Origin of the sequence: Sphingomonas olei (genome assembly GCF_045369765.1) — a bacterium.
Classification (GTDB): domain Bacteria; phylum Pseudomonadota; class Alphaproteobacteria; order Sphingomonadales; family Sphingomonadaceae; genus Sphingomonas; species Sphingomonas panaciterrae.
Genome location: NZ_JBIQEU010000003.1, coordinates 176,289 through 190,430, shown reverse-complemented (window position 1 = coordinate 190,430; position 14,142 = coordinate 176,289). Strand labels below are relative to the sequence as shown.

The 14,142-nt window shown below is 68.4% G+C and carries 10 protein-coding genes; 7 read left to right on the top strand and 3 right to left on the bottom strand.

Going from position 1 to position 14,142, the window contains the following annotated elements:
• The first annotated feature begins 49 nt into the window (after positions 1-49).
• The 4 genes from ACH0BU_RS05355 to paoC all read left to right on the top strand — a co-directional run bounded on the left by ACH0BU_RS05355 (position 50) and on the right by paoC (position 6,861).
• Positions 50-2,830, top strand: a complete 2,781-nt coding sequence (locus ACH0BU_RS05355) for an HAD-IC family P-type ATPase (protein WP_314470154.1) — start codon at positions 50-52, stop codon at positions 2,828-2,830.
• A 206-nt stretch (positions 2,831-3,036) separates the two neighbouring features.
• Positions 3,037-3,690 carry an aldehyde dehydrogenase iron-sulfur subunit PaoA gene (paoA, locus tag ACH0BU_RS05350; RefSeq protein ID WP_296219332.1) on the top strand — a complete coding sequence of 218 codons (654 nt, stop codon included), beginning with the start codon at positions 3,037-3,039 and terminating at the stop codon, positions 3,688-3,690.
• On the top strand, positions 3,687-4,637 hold the full coding sequence (locus tag ACH0BU_RS05345; protein ID WP_500263849.1) for an FAD binding domain-containing protein: 951 nt from the start codon (positions 3,687-3,689) through the stop codon (positions 4,635-4,637). The genes paoA and ACH0BU_RS05345 overlap by 4 nt, the downstream gene beginning before the upstream one ends.
• Positions 4,638-4,641: 4 nt before the next feature.
• Positions 4,642-6,861 carry an aldehyde oxidoreductase molybdenum-binding subunit PaoC gene (gene paoC / locus ACH0BU_RS05340; protein WP_296219329.1) on the top strand — a complete coding sequence of 740 codons (2,220 nt, stop codon included), beginning with the start codon at positions 4,642-4,644 and terminating at the stop codon, positions 6,859-6,861.
• Positions 6,862-6,872: 11 nt separating this feature from the next.
• On the opposite strand, the gene ACH0BU_RS05335 is transcribed toward paoC, so the two are convergent.
• Complete coding sequence (locus ACH0BU_RS05335) at positions 6,873-7,544, bottom strand: arylesterase (RefSeq protein ID WP_296219348.1); 672 nt, start codon at positions 7,542-7,544, stop codon at positions 6,873-6,875.
• A 98-nt stretch (positions 7,545-7,642) separates the two neighbouring features.
• On the opposite strand from ACH0BU_RS05335, the gene ACH0BU_RS05330 reads away from it, so the two are divergent.
• From ACH0BU_RS05330 to dinB, 3 genes are all read left to right on the top strand, one after another.
• Positions 7,643-8,320 carry an ABC transporter ATP-binding protein gene (locus tag ACH0BU_RS05330; RefSeq protein WP_500263865.1) on the top strand — a complete coding sequence of 226 codons (678 nt, stop codon included), beginning with the start codon at positions 7,643-7,645 and terminating at the stop codon, positions 8,318-8,320.
• A complete protein-coding gene (locus ACH0BU_RS05325; RefSeq protein WP_296219328.1) occupies positions 8,317-10,806 on the top strand; it encodes an ABC transporter permease in 2,490 nt (829 codons plus the stop codon). Before ACH0BU_RS05330 ends, ACH0BU_RS05325 begins: the two co-directional genes overlap by 4 nt.
• 63 nt (positions 10,807-10,869) lie before the next feature.
• Positions 10,870-11,961, top strand: a complete 1,092-nt coding sequence (gene dinB, locus ACH0BU_RS05320) for a DNA polymerase IV (protein ID WP_145119685.1) — start codon at positions 10,870-10,872, stop codon at positions 11,959-11,961.
• A gap of 9 nt (positions 11,962-11,970) precedes the next feature.
• Here dinB and ACH0BU_RS05315 read toward each other — a convergent pair whose 3' ends face one another.
• Positions 11,971-12,486 carry a hypothetical protein gene (locus ACH0BU_RS05315; protein WP_348639391.1) on the bottom strand — a complete coding sequence of 172 codons (516 nt, stop codon included), beginning with the start codon at positions 12,484-12,486 and terminating at the stop codon, positions 11,971-11,973.
• Positions 12,487-12,596: 110 nt separating this feature from the next.
• Positions 12,597-14,060, bottom strand: coding sequence for an MFS transporter (locus tag ACH0BU_RS05310; protein ID WP_046411410.1), 1,464 nt, complete (start codon positions 14,058-14,060; stop codon positions 12,597-12,599).
• Positions 14,061-14,142: the final 82 nt, after the last annotated feature.

Here is a 14,142-nt window from a genome sequence, read left to right as displayed (position 1 = left end):
ACGATGCCCGCACGCCGGGGCGGCCGAAGGGGGAGCGCTTTACCACACCATGCGTTGGAATGACGGCGACATCCGGGGAGAAGCGGGTGATGATGGCAGCGATCGCACGGGCAACCCGGCGCAGGACAAGCGCCAACGGCTGCGCGGCGGCGTCTTGACGGACGCGGGAAACGATCACGCATGGCACGCCCTGGCCGCAGAGGACGTCTGCGCCACGCTTGAAACCGGCCCGGGCGGGCTTTCTCCGGACAGCATCACGGAGCGCCGGCGACGCTACGGCCGGAACCTCCTCCCCGCCCCGCCTCGCCGCAACCCGCTCATGCGCTTCCTTGCGCAGTTCAACAACACGCTGATCTACGTCCTGCTCGGCGGTGCGCTGGCCGCTTCACTGCTCGATCATGCCATCGACGCCGCGGTGATCATCGCGGTGGTGCTAGCCAATGCGGTGATCGGCTACATCCAGGAAGGCCGCGCGGAGCGTGCGCTGGAATCGTTGAAAGAACTGGTCGCGCCCCATGCCTCGGTCCTGCGTGAGGACCACCGCGTGACCGTGGAGGTCGCCGATCTGGTGCCCGGCGACATCGTGCTGCTGGAGGCAGGCGATCGCGTCCCCGCCGACCTGCGCCTGATTGAAACACATCGCATGCTGGTGGACGAGGCACTGCTGACCGGCGAATCCGTCACCGCGGGCAAGGACGTCGCGCCGCTTCCCGCCGACGCCCCGCTTGCCGACCGGCACAACATGGCATTCTCCGGTACGCTGGTCGCCGCGGGCCAAGCGACGGGCGTGGTGGTCGCGACCGGCGTCGCGACCCAGATCGGCCGCATCAGCACGATGATCCACGCCGTCACCCCGATGGCGACGCCGCTGCTGGAACAGATCGATCACTTTGCCCGGCGCTTCACCTGGTTCGTTCTGATGGGCGGCGTCCTTCTGTTCGCCTTTGCCGTTGCCGTGCGCGGCTATGACTGGATCGACGCGTTGATCGCGGTGGTGGCGATCGCAGTCGGCATCGTGCCGGAGGGGCTGCCCGCCGTCATCACCATCACGCTGGCGATCGGCGTGCGACGGATGGCGCATCGCCACGCTGTCATTCGCAAGCTGCCCGCGGTCGAGACACTCGGCGCCACCTCCGTCATCTGCACCGACAAGACGGGCACACTGACGCGCAACGAAATGACCGTCCGCTCGGTGATCGCCGCCACGGGGCAGTGGTCGATCACCGGTGCGGGCTATGATCCCGCCGCCGGCGAGGTGCGCGGCACGCCCGCAATCGCCGCGGCGGGGGCGGAGCTTCTGTGGTGCGCGCAACTGTGCAACGACGCGGAGCTGCGCCAAGCGGACGGCGAATGGCGGGTCGAGGGCGATCCGATGGAGGGCGCGCTGCTCGTCCTTGCCCGCAAAGCCGGGGAGCATGTCGACGCGGTACGCAGCAGCTGGCCGCGCTGCGACTCCATTCCCTTCGATGCGGCGCACCGCTTCATGGCGACGCTCCACCAGGATCCCGACGGCGGCCGTGTCGCCTATATCAAGGGCGCGCCTGAAACATTGTTCGGCATGGCGGCGCCCGGGCTCGACATCAACCGATGGACGCAGCGTGCGGCCGACGCCGCTTCCTCGGGTGAACGTGTCCTCGCCTTCGGCATGAAGACCTTTGCCGACGATCACGGCACCCTCACCTTTGATGATGTCAGGAGCGGGATCACCTTCCTCGGCATCATCGGCTTCATCGATCCCCCGCGGGACGAGGTCGCGTCGGCAATCGCGCAGGCGCATTCGGCCAGCATCGATGTGAAGATGATCACTGGGGATCACGCCGCCACGGCGCTCGCCATCGCGCGCCAGCTCGATCTCGCGCTCGATCCGCGCGCGCTGACCGGCGTCGAGATCGAGGCGATGGACGACGCGACGCTCGCCGCCAATGTGCGTGGCACCGCGGTGTTCGCGCGCACCAGCCCGGAGCACAAGCTGCGCATCGTGCGCGCGCTCCAGTCGCACGGGCTGACCGTCGCGATGACCGGCGACGGGGTCAATGACGCGCCCCCGCTCAAGCAGGCCGACGTTGGGGTCGCTATGGGCATCAAGGGCACCGCTGCGGCCAAGGAAGCCGCGGAAATGGTGCTGCTCGACGACAATTTCGCCTCGATCGTCAGCGCGGTGCGCGAGGGGCGCACCGTGTACGACAACATCCGCAAGGTGATTACCTGGGAAATTCCCACCAACGGGGGGGAAACGCTCACGGTCGTCCTCGCCATCATCCTTGGCTTTGCACTGCCGATGACCGCGACGCAGATCCTGTGGATCAATCTTGTGCTGTCAATAACGCTCGGCCTCATCCTGGCTTTCGAGCCGTCGGAGCCCGGCGTGATGCAGCGAGCGCCCCGCCGTCGTGACGCGCCGCTGCTTTCGCCTTTTCTGTTATGGCGGGTCGTGATCGTGTCGATCCTGTTGGCGATCGCCACGCTCGGCATCTTTTTCTACACGCTGGATCAGGGGCGAGGGCTTGAGGTCGCCCGCACGATGGTCGTCAACATGTTCGTCGTTGGCGAAATATTCTACCTGTTCAACGTGCGTTACCTTCACCTCACGTCGTTCAGCTGGACAGGCGTGCTCGGAACGCCGCTGGTATTGTTGTCCATTGCCGTCCTGATCGCGCTGCAATTGTTGTTCACCTTCGCACCATTCATGAACCGCGTGTTCGGCAGTCGTCCGCTGACCCTGGTCGATGGCATGATGATCATTGCCGTCGGTGCCACGCTGATGATCGTGCTGGAACTGGAAAAGCTGCTGATGCGGCGGCTCGGCTGGTTCTCCGAACTGCGCGATTGATCCCTCTTGTCGAGCCCGAACACTCGACGGCCTGAGGTAAGACGGAAACGCTGCTTTTCTCTATTACCGCGGGCCGATGCACGATCGGTGTTTATTCTTGCGTCTTGACCGGCTTACGGCTCCAATCGCCATGACCGACGTTATGCTGCACATGCGCATGTCCAGCGCGCTGCCGCAAAGCTGATCCAACAGGAGAATTACTGTCCATGTCGGACAAGATTGAAATGGGCGTGTCCCGCCGCGGCGTGCTTGCCGGCAGCGCCGCCACGGTCGCGGTCGCTGCCACGCCGGCGCATGGTGCGCCCCTTCCCCCGCCCAGGAAGCCGGAGGCGCCGATGATGCCCGTCCGTTTCACCGTGAACGGCGAACCGCGTTCGCTGACGCTCGATCCGCGTACCACCCTCCTCGATGCATTGCGGGAGCATCTCACGCTCACCGGCACCAAGAAGGGCTGCGATCATGGCCAGTGCGGCGCCTGCACCGTAATCGTCGATGGGCAGCGGATCAATTCCTGCCTCAGCCTTGCGGTGATGCACGAAGGCGACGCGATCACCACGATCGAAGGGCTCGGCACGCCGGAGAAGCTGCATCCGATGCAGGCCGCCTTCGTGAAGCACGACGGCTATCAATGCGGCTATTGCACCCCGGGGCAGATCTGCTCCGCGGTCGCCGTGCTGGAGGAGATCAAGGCCGGCATTCCCAGCCACGTTCAGGCGGACGTTGCCCAGCGTCCGGGCTTCACCACCGTTGAAATGCGCGAACGGATGAGCGGCAACATCTGCCGCTGCGGCGCTTATTCCAACATCGCCGATGCCATGGCCGAGGTCGCTGGCGCTGACGTCGCGGGGGCAAAGGCATGAGGGCGTTCACTTACGAACGGGCGACCGATCCCGTCGCCGCCGCCCGCATCGTCGCGACGAAGCCGGGGGCAAAGTTCATCGCCGGCGGCACCAACCTCCTCGACCTGATGAAGATCGAGGTGGAAACACCGACCCATCTTGTCGACGTGCAGGATCTCGATCTGGACCGGATCGAGGCGACGCCCGAGGGCGGCCTGCGCATCGGCGCCTTGGTCAGCAACACCGCGCTCGCCGCCGACGATCGCGTACGCTGCGATTATGGCGTGCTGACCCGCGCGATCGTTGCCGGCGCCAGCGGCCAGCTGCGCAACAAGGCGTCGACCGCCGGCAATCTGCTCCAGCGTACGCGCTGCCCGTATTTCTACGACGTCAACATGCCCTGCAACAAGCGCAAGCCCGGCTCAGGCTGCGCCGCGATCGGCGGCTATTCGCGCCAGCTTGGCGTCATCGGCGTGTCCGACAAATGCATCGCCACCTTCCCCGGCGACATGCCCGTGGCGCTCCGGCTGCTCGATGCGGTGGTGGAAACGGTCGACCCGCAGGGGCAGCGCCGCTCGATCCCGATTGCCGATTTCCATCGCTTGTGGGGCGACCGGCCGGAACAGGATACGGTGCTCAGTCGCGGTGAGCTGATCACTGCGGTCACCCTTCCCGCCCCGCTCGGCGGCAAGCATTTCTATGAAAAGGTGCGCGATCGCGCCTCCTACGCCTTTGCCTTGGTCTCGGTCGCGGCGGTGATCCAGCCCGATGGCACCGGCCGCGTCGCCTTTGGCGGCGTCGCGCCAAAGCCGTGGCGCGTGGAGGAGGCGGAGGCGCTGCTGCCGCAGGGCGCGGCGGCGGTGACCGCGCGCGCCTTCCAGGGCGCGACCCCCACCAAGGACAATGCGTTCAAGCTGCCGCTCGCCACGCGCGCGCTGGCTTCCGTGATCGCTCAAGCGAAGGCCTGATCCCATGAAGTTCGAAACTGCCGAGGGTCAGAACCCGATCGACCGCCTGAAGGTCGTCGGTCGTGCGCACGATCGCATCGACGGCCCGCTCAAGACCAGCGGCCTTGCGCCCTACGCCTATGAGCATCACGAGGGGATCGAGAATCCGGCCTATGGCTATATCGTCGGCGCCGGCGTGGCGAAGGGGCGCATCACCCGTATCGACACCGCGGCGGCCAAGGCCGCGCCCGGCGTCATCGCCATCGTCACCGCGGCCGATGCAGGCAAGCTCGGCAAGGGCAAGAACAACACGGCGAAGCTGCTCGCCGGCCCCGAGGTCGAACATTACCATCAGGCGGTCGCGCTGGTGGTGGCCGAAACCTTCGAACAGGCGCGTGCCGCAGCCGGTCTGGTACGGGTCGATTATGCGCGCGCGAATGGCCGCTATGACCTCACCGAACAGCTGAAGGTCGCGCCGCTCGTCGGCGGGTCGGGCGGCCCGAACAGCGGCAGCTCGCCGGTGGAGCGCGTCGGCAAGTTCGAGGAGGCGTTCGCCGCCGCCCCGGTGAAGCTCGACGCCCAATATCACACCCCCGATCACAGCCACGCGATGATGGAGCCACACGCCTCGATCGCAGTGTGGAACGGCGACGAGCTGACCCTTTGGACATCGAACCAGATGATCGCCTGGAGCAAGCGTGATGTCGCGCTGACGCTCAACATGCCGGAGGACAAGGTCCGCCTGATCTCGCCCTATATCGGCGGCGGGTTCGGCGGGAAGCTGTTCGTGCGCGCCGACGCGGTGATGGCCGCGCTCGGCGCGCGCGCGGCGAAGCGCCCGGTGAAGGTCGCGCTGCAACGCCCGCTCATCGCCAACAACACCACGCACCGCCCCGCGACGCAGCAGCGCATCCGCATCGGCGCGATGAAGGACGGCACGATCACCGCGATCGCCCATGAAAGCGGCTCGGGCGACTTGCCCGATGGAGGCCCGGAGACGGCGGTGCAGCAGACCAAGCTGCTCTACGCGGGCCCCAACCGCATGACCGCGATGCGCCTTGCAGTACTCGATCTGCCTGAGGGCAATGCCATGCGCGCGCCGGGCGAGGCACCGGGCATGATGGCGCTGGAGATCGCGATGGATGAAATGGCCGAGAAGCTCGGCATGGATCCCGTCGCCTTCCGCATCAAGAACGACACGCAGGTCGATCCCGAGAAACCGCAGCGCCGCTTCTCGCAGCGCCAACTCGTCCGTTGCCTCACCGACGGCGCGCAGCGTTTCGGCTGGGACCGCCGCCAGGCGAAGCCGGCGCAGGTGCGCGATGGCCAGTGGCTGGTCGGCATGGGCGTCGCCTCCGCCTTCCGCAACCACCTCAACATGACGTCGGGCGCGCGTGTGCGCCTGTCGCCGGACGGCATCGTGACGGTCGAAACCGACATGACCGACATCGGCACCGGCACCTACACGATCCTCGCGCAGACCGCGGGCGAGATGCTGGGCGTGCCGGCCGAGGCGGTGGTGGTGAAACTGGGCGATTCCTCCTTCCCCGTCTCGGCCGGGTCGGGCGGGCAATGGGGCGCGGCGAACTCGACCGCCGGCGTGTACGCCGCCTGCGTGAAACTGCGCGAGCAGGTCGCCCAGCGGCTCGGCTTCAACTCGGCCGATGCGGTGTTCGACGCCGGCCGAGTCACCAGCGGCAATCGCGCCGCCGCGCTGCGCGATGCCGCCGCTCAGGGTGAGCTGGTCGCGGATGAGAAGATCGAGTTCGGCAAGCTCGACGACGAATGGCAATTGTCGACCTTCGGTGCGCATTTTGTCGAGGTCGGCGTCAACGCCTATACCGGCGTCACCCGCGTCCGCCGCATGCTCGCGGTCTGCGCCGCGGGCCGCATCCTCAATCCCAAGGCCGCGCGCAGCCAGGTGATCGGCGCGATGACGATGGGCGTCGGCTCGGCGCTGATGGAGGAGCTCGCCGTCGACAAGCGCTTCGGTTTCTTCGTCAACCACGATCTCGCCAGCTACGAGGTGCCGGTCCATGCCGACATCCCGCATCAGGAGGTCGTCTTCCTCGACGAGGCCGATGACAAGGCCAATCCGATGAAGGCCAAGGGCGTCGGCGAACTCGGCATCTGCGGCGTCGGCGCGGCGGTGGCGAACGCGATCTACAACGCCACCGGCGTGCGCGTGCGCGATTACCCGCTCACGCTCGACAAATATCTCGACAAGCTGCCGGCGGTCGCCTGACCGGCGACGCTTCAGCGACGCGTGGCGGCGCTGCGCCGGGCCGGCAGGGCCTGGCGCACCGCTGGCACGATGCGGCGAACGATGATCTCAACCCCGCGCGCATTCGGATGCCGCCCATCCGCCTGGAACAGCGCCGGGTTGCCCGCCACGCCCTCCAGGAAGAAGGGATAGAGCGGCACGCCATGCTTGCGCGCCAGCCGCGGATACAGCCCCTCAAAGGCACGCCGATAATCACTGCCAAGGTTCGGCGCCGCCCGCATCCCAACCAGCAGCACCGGGATGTCGCGCCGCTTCAGCTCGGTCAGGATCAGGTCGAGGTTCTTCTCGGTCGCCGCCGGCGGCAGGCCGCGCAGCATGTCGTTGGCGCCAAGCTCGACGATCACCAGGTCCGGCTTGCGCTTCAACCCGCGCAATCCCCAGGCGAGCCTCGCCCGTCCCTGCGCGGAGGTGTCACCCGCGACGCCGCCATTGCGCACCGTCACGTCGGGCATCGACCGGCGCAGCGCCGCCTCCAGCCGCGTCGGAAAGCCCTGCGCCGGTGGCAGGCCATAGCCGGCCGTCAGGCTGTCGCCGAACGCCCAGACCAGCCGCTCCGCCCGCACCGGCGTCGCCGTCAGCAGCACGCCCGCGATCAGCCACGGGACCGCCAGCAATGCGACAGCCGAGGATTGGACAGCGGCCATCATCGCCCTGTATCCGCGCCATTGTGACAGCATCCGCTTCTCCTTCGCCGACCGGCACCAGCCCGGATGATCGCCCGGATGGCAGCTCCGGCGATACCATCGTCATCGACGCGCGCAATCTGACGCTGGCGCTCGGCCGTCCGCCGGCCCGCACGCAGATCCTGCGCGGTATCGACCTCACGGTGCGGCAAGGGGAAAGCGTCGCGCTGCTCGGCCCGTCCGGATCGGGCAAATCGTCGCTGATGGCGCTCCTGTCGGGCATGGAACGGCCCACCGGCGGCAGCGTCAGCGTCGCCGGGCTCGAATTCGACCGGCTGAGCGAGGATCAGCTCGCAATCGCGCGGCGCGGCCGCATCGGCATCATCCTGCAGGCGTTCCACCTGCTGCCGACGATGACCGCGCTCGAAAATGTCGCCGTGCCGATGGAACTTGCCGGCATGGCGGAGCCGTTCGCCCGCGCCGAGGAGGAACTGACCGCCGTCGGCCTCGGCCATCGCCTGACCCACTACCCCTCCCAATTGTCGGGTGGCGAGCAGCAGCGGGTCGCGATCGCCCGCGCGATCGCCCCGCGCCCCGCGCTCCTCTTCGCGGACGAGCCGACCGGCAATCTCGATGGCGCAACCGGGGCCGCGATCATGGACCTGCTGTTCGCGCGCCATGCCGCCGCGGGCACCACGCTCTTCGTCATCACCCACGATCCCGCGCTCGCCGCGCGCTGCGGACGGGTAATCGCCCTGGCCGACGGTCGCATCGTCAGCGACACCGCCGCCGCATGACCAACGCCTGGCGGCTCGCCCTGCGGGATCTGCGCGCCGGCGGCCGCGGCTTGTGGCTGCTGCTGATCTGCCTCTTCCTCGGCACCGCCGCGCTGGCGGGCATTGGGTCGCTGTCGGCCTCGATCACTGGCGCGCTCGACGCGCAAAGCCGCCAGCTGCTCGGCGGCGATCTCGAACTGCGCGTGTCGCAGCGCCGCGCCACCGTGGAGGAAAACGCCGCCTTCGCCAGCTTCGGCCGAACGTCGGAAACGATTGCCGTCAACACCATGGCCCAGCCGCTCACCGGCGGCACCCCGGCGTTGATCAACCTGCGCGCCGTCGACCATGCCTGGCCGTTGATCGGTCGCTTCACGCTGGAGCCGGGGGCATTGCGCCCACGCCCTGCCGGCAACCAGGTGGCGATCGCCCCCGCACTGGCGCAGCGGCTGAACGTGAAGGTCGGCGACACCGTCCGGATCGGCGCCGCCCCGATGCGCATCATCGGCCTGATCGCCGACGAACCCGATGCCTTCGGGTTCAGCTTCGGGCCGACGGCCCTGGTCGACATGGCGGGGCTCGACGCCACCCGCGTGCTGCAACCCGGCAGCCTCTATCAGGCGCGCACCCGCATCCTGCTGCGCCCTGGCCTCGATCCGGCATCGGTCGGCAACACCGTCACCCGCCGCTACCCCAGCGCCGGGTGGAGCGCGCGGACGCCGGAGGACGCCTCCGGCAATGTGAAGCGCAGCATCGACCAATTGGGCCAGTTCCTGCTGCTCGTCGGGCTCGCCGCGCTGGTCATCGCCGGCATCGGCATCGGCAGCGGGGTCAGCGCCTATCTCAACCGCAAGAGCCGGATGATCGCCACGCTGAAGGTGCTGGGCGCGCATTCGCGCACCATCGCCGCGGTGTTCCTGATCCAGCTCGGGCTGGTGGCCTTGCTGGCGGTGGTCGCCGGGCTGGCGCTCGGCACCGCGATCCCGTGGCTGGTCGCACAGCTCGCGGGGGACGCGCTGCCGGTGCCACCACGCCTCGGCATCTATCCCGCGCCGCTGCTGGTCGCGGCTGGCCTCAGCCTGCTCGTTGCCCTCCTCTTCTCGCTGCCCGCCCTTGCGCGCGCGCGCTCGGTCCCGGCGGCCAGCCTGCTGCGCGACGCCCTCGGCAGCGTGACGCGCCCGTCCCCCCGCGTCCTCGCCGGCATGGGCGTCGTCCTTGCCCTGATGGTCGCGCTGACCGTGCTGACCGCCAGCAACCGCGCGATCGCCCTGGGCTTCACCGCCGCAACCGGGGCTGTGCTCGCGCTGCTCTGGGTGCTCGGGATCGCGTTGCGCGCGGCGTTGTCCCGCCTTCCCCGCCCGCGTCGCCCCTTGTTCCGGCTGGCGCTCGCCAACCTCTATCGTCCTGGTGCTCAGACCGACCGGCTGGTCGTTGCGCTCGGCCTCGGCTTCTCCCTGTTCGTGGCGCTCGCCGTCATCGACACCAGCCTGTCGAACGAGCTCGCCAGCGCCGCGCCGGCCAAGGCCCCGCGTTTCTTTGCCATCGATGTGCAGCCGGAGGATGAACCCGCCTTCCGTGCCGCCGTCCGCCGCGCCGCCCCTGCCGCGACGATCGAGGCGGTGCCCTCGCTGCGCGGCTCAATCGTCGCGCTCAAGGGGCAACGCGTGGCGGACATGAAGAACCTGCCGGAGGATGCATGGATAGTTCGCGGCGACCGCACCATCACCTGGTCCGCCACCGTGCCGCCGCGCAACACCGTGGTCGCCGGCCGGTGGTGGCCGCGCGACTATCGCGGTCCGCCGCTCATCTCGCTGGAGGATCGCGCCGCGCAGCAGCTCGGCCTGAAGGTCGGCGACACGATCACCGTCGCGGTACTCGGCGTCGATGTCCCCGCGCGTATCGCCGCGCTGCGCAAGGTCGACTGGCAGGGGCTCGGCCTCAACTTCGCGCTGATCTTCTCGCCGGGCTATATCGAGGAAGCACCCCACGGCATCCTCGCCAGCGTCTATGCCCCCGCCGGCCGCGACGGCGCGATCGCGGGTGAAGTGGCCCGCGCGCTCCCCTCCGTCACCATGCTCCGCACCGGCGACGTGATCGGCCAGATCAGCGAATTGCTCGGCCGCGTCGCCATCGCGATCCGCGCCGCGGCCGCCGTCACCGTCGTTGCCGGCATTGTCGTCCTCATCGGCGCGGTAACCGCCTCGGGACAGTCGCGGCGATACGACACTATCATCCTGAAGCTGCTGGGCGGCAGCCGCGCGCAGCTGCTCACCGGGCAGGCGCTGGAATATGCCCTCCTCGCTCTCCTGCTCGCCGGGGTTGCTTTGCTCATCGGCATGGCGGGGGGCTGGTACGTCGTCACGCAGGTGCTCGATCTGACATGGGCGCCCGACCCGCTCGTGATCGCGCTGACGCTTGGCGCCGCGATCGTCGCCACGCTTGGCATCGGCGTGCTCAGCAGCTTGCCCGCACTGCGCGCCTCCCCCGCAGAGGGGCTGCGCAGCGACTGAGGCACGCGCCCAGCCCGACGATCATCGTTCCCTGTCCGTTCCCGCGCTGCTATGGCGTGCCGCATGTCCGGCGGTCCGACTCGAAAGATCATCCATGTCGACATGGACGCCTTTTTCGCGTCGGTGGAACAGCGCGATGATCCCGCGCTGCGCGGCCGTCCCGTCGCGGTCGGCCATGCCGCGGCGCGCGGCGTGGTGGCCGCCGCCAGCTACGAGGCGCGCGCCTTTGGCGTGCGCAGCGCACTGCCTTCGGTGACGGCGCTTCGCCGCTGTCCCGACCTCATCTTCGTCCCGCCACGCTTCGATGTGTACAAGGCCGTCTCGCGGCAGATCCATGCGATCTTCGCCGAATTCACGCACCTCATTCAGCCCTTGTCGCTCGACGAGGCCTATCTCGACGTGACCGAGAACCGCGCCGGCCTCCCCACCGCCTGGGCCACCGCAAAGGCAATCCGCGCGCGCATCCTGGAGGAAACCGGCCTCACCGCCTCGGCCGGCGTATCGTACAACAAGTTCCTGGCGAAGCTCGCCTCCGACCATCGCAAGCCGAACGGCCAGTTTGCGGTAACGCCTGACATGGGCGCCGCCTGGGTCGAAACGCTTCCCGTCTCGCGCTTTCACGGCGTCGGCCCCGTCACCGCCGCAAAGATGAAGCGGCTCGGCATCGAAACCGGCGCTGATCTGCGCGCCAAGTCGCGCGACTTCCTCGAACGGCATTTCGGCAGTTCCGCCGGCTGGTATCATGCCATCGCACGCGGCATCGACGACCGCCCGGTCAACCCGAACCGCGTGCGCAAATCCTCCGGCTCCGAAACCACCTTCGACCGCGATCTCACCGACCCGCAGGAGATTGAGGCCGGCATCATCCGCATGGCCGACGACGTCTGGGCGTGGTGCGAAAAGGCGCAGGCCTTCGGCCGTACCGTGACCGTGAAGATCAAGTTCCAGAGCTTCCGCCAGATCACCCGCAGCCGCAGCCACAGCCAGGTGGTGGACAGCCGCGACCTGCTGGTCAGCGCCAGCCTCGATCTCGTCCGCTCGATCTACCCGCCCGAAACCGGCATCCGGCTGGTCGGCGTCACCGTCTCGAACTTCGACACTGCCGCCCGCGACGATCCCCAGGATCTGCCGCTGTTCGACGCCGCCACGTCCTGATCGGCGGGATCAGCGCCCCGGCATCGAAAAGGACGGCGGATCGCTCGCGGGGAAGCTTTCGTCCGACGCCTCGTCCACTTCCGACCAGCGCGGCTGCGGATCGCGGATCGCCTCCGGCCCTGCGTCGCGCACCTGGCTGAACCCGCCCTGTTCGCCCGCTGGCCGCGCCAGCGCCGCGGGCGGCGCTAAGGCCAGCCGGTCGTCACGACCGTCCTCGTCATCCTCCTCGCGGCGCAGGCGCCCGGCGGCATAGCCCAGCACCAGCGCGACCAGGATCCACGGCAGCATGGTGCTGCGCGTCTCCCGGGCCCGATCGCGACCGCCCGGCGCCGGGCGGAGCGCTTCGGCATAGGCGACGCCGGACACCTCCTCGACGACAATGACCTCGTCCACCGTGTCGACCGTTCGGTGATAGCCCGGTGCCGCGCGATCCGCCGCGCCCTCACCGCGCATGCCATTGTCGCCAGGCGCCTGGTGGTTGGAGGAATCCGCCATGCCATAGATGCGCGTGTCGGGGTCGGCCATCGGATTGCCTCCTGGCGGCTATCGTTGCTGCGTCACGGAACAAGCCGTGACGCCGCATCCCGGTTCCGCATCCCGCCTGCGCTCTTAACCTGAGTCAGGGTTTCTCTTCCCTAGATCCCCCGCGCCTCCGGCACATCGAGCGCGCTCAGCCGCGCCTCATGCCCCGCGCGGTCGATGCGGTAGAATTTCCACACCGCGATCGACAGGAAGCTCAGCGCCGTGACCAATGTCAGGAACGTCCAGCCAAGCGACGCCAGCGTTTCCGCCGGCACCTGCCCCGGCAGCGCGCGGGGCGGAAAGGCGATCAGCGTCAGGATCAAGCCCCCCATCACCGTTCCCATCGCGGTGATCAGCTTCTGGATGAACTGGTCGGCCGCCGTGATCAGCCCCTCCGACCGCCGCCCGGTCTTTGCCTGCGCATCCTCCACGATGTCCGCGATCATCGAACTGACCAGGATGAACCCGCCATAATAGAGCACCGCCGAGGAGAAGGCGAAGCCGACGAGCGTCGGCAGCAGCCGCGGATCGCCATTGTCGAAGAACAGGCCGGACAGCCGCAGCAGCAGCGGCGTGTTGACCAGGATCGTCCCGACGAAGAACAGCCCCATGCATGCCGGCTTCTTGCCGAACCGCCGCGACAGCATCGCGCCGACGATGGCCCCGAACGGCGTCGCGACGAACCCCGCGACCGTGGTGAGCAGCAAGGCCGACGCCGGCAGCCCCCAGATGAACGTCGCGACATAGGCCTCCAGCACGGTACGGATGCCAAAGCCGATGCCGGCAAGCGCCCCGGCGACCACCGCCACCGCCATGTTCCGGTTGCGCAGCGTCTCCGCCGCCTCGCGCAGCGACTGGCGCCACCCGCCGGTGCGCTCGGGCGGCTCGTACAGGACGCTGCGGTACCGCCGCGTGCCGAATGCGTTGACGAACATCGCGGTCAGCATCAGCAGCGCGGACGCAATCCCCAGCTTGCCATAGCCTGATCGCACCAGCTGCCCGACCGCGCCGGCCTCGGGCGACAGGAACCAGCCGAGGCCAAGGAAGGCCGTGATCATCGCCCCCACCGTGCCCAGCACCCAGCGCCAGGCGACCAGATTGGTGCGCACATGATATCCCGGCGCCAGTTCCGGCGTCAGCGCATTGGCCGGCACCTCGAAGAAACTGTAGCACAGGTTCAGCAGCATGGCGCACGCCAGCAGCCAGGCAAAGGTCATGCCGGGCGACATGCCGACCGGCGGGTTCCACAACATCGCGCACAGGATCGCGGTCGGGATCGGTGCGGCGAACATCAACGTGTGCCGCCGCCCCCAGCGCGATCGCAGGGTATCGGAAAAATGCCCGATCGCCGGGTCCCACACCGCATCGAAGGCGATGACGATGCCCAGCGCAAGGCTCACCGTCCACGCCTCCAGCCCGACGACCTGGCTGTAGAACAGGAGCATCAGCGACCGAAGATAGATGATCGATCCGCCCGCGATCGCGCCCGAACCATGCGCGACCTTCGTCGACAACGGCAGGGACGCGGGCGCAGGCCGTCTCGGTGTCTCCGCCACGCCGGCTGCAATGGTGGCCATGATCCTCTCCTACCGTGCGCCTGGATGCCCCAGGCTTGCAATGCCGTGCAGCGGCGCCCCCAATGCTGGGGCGTCCGCTGCG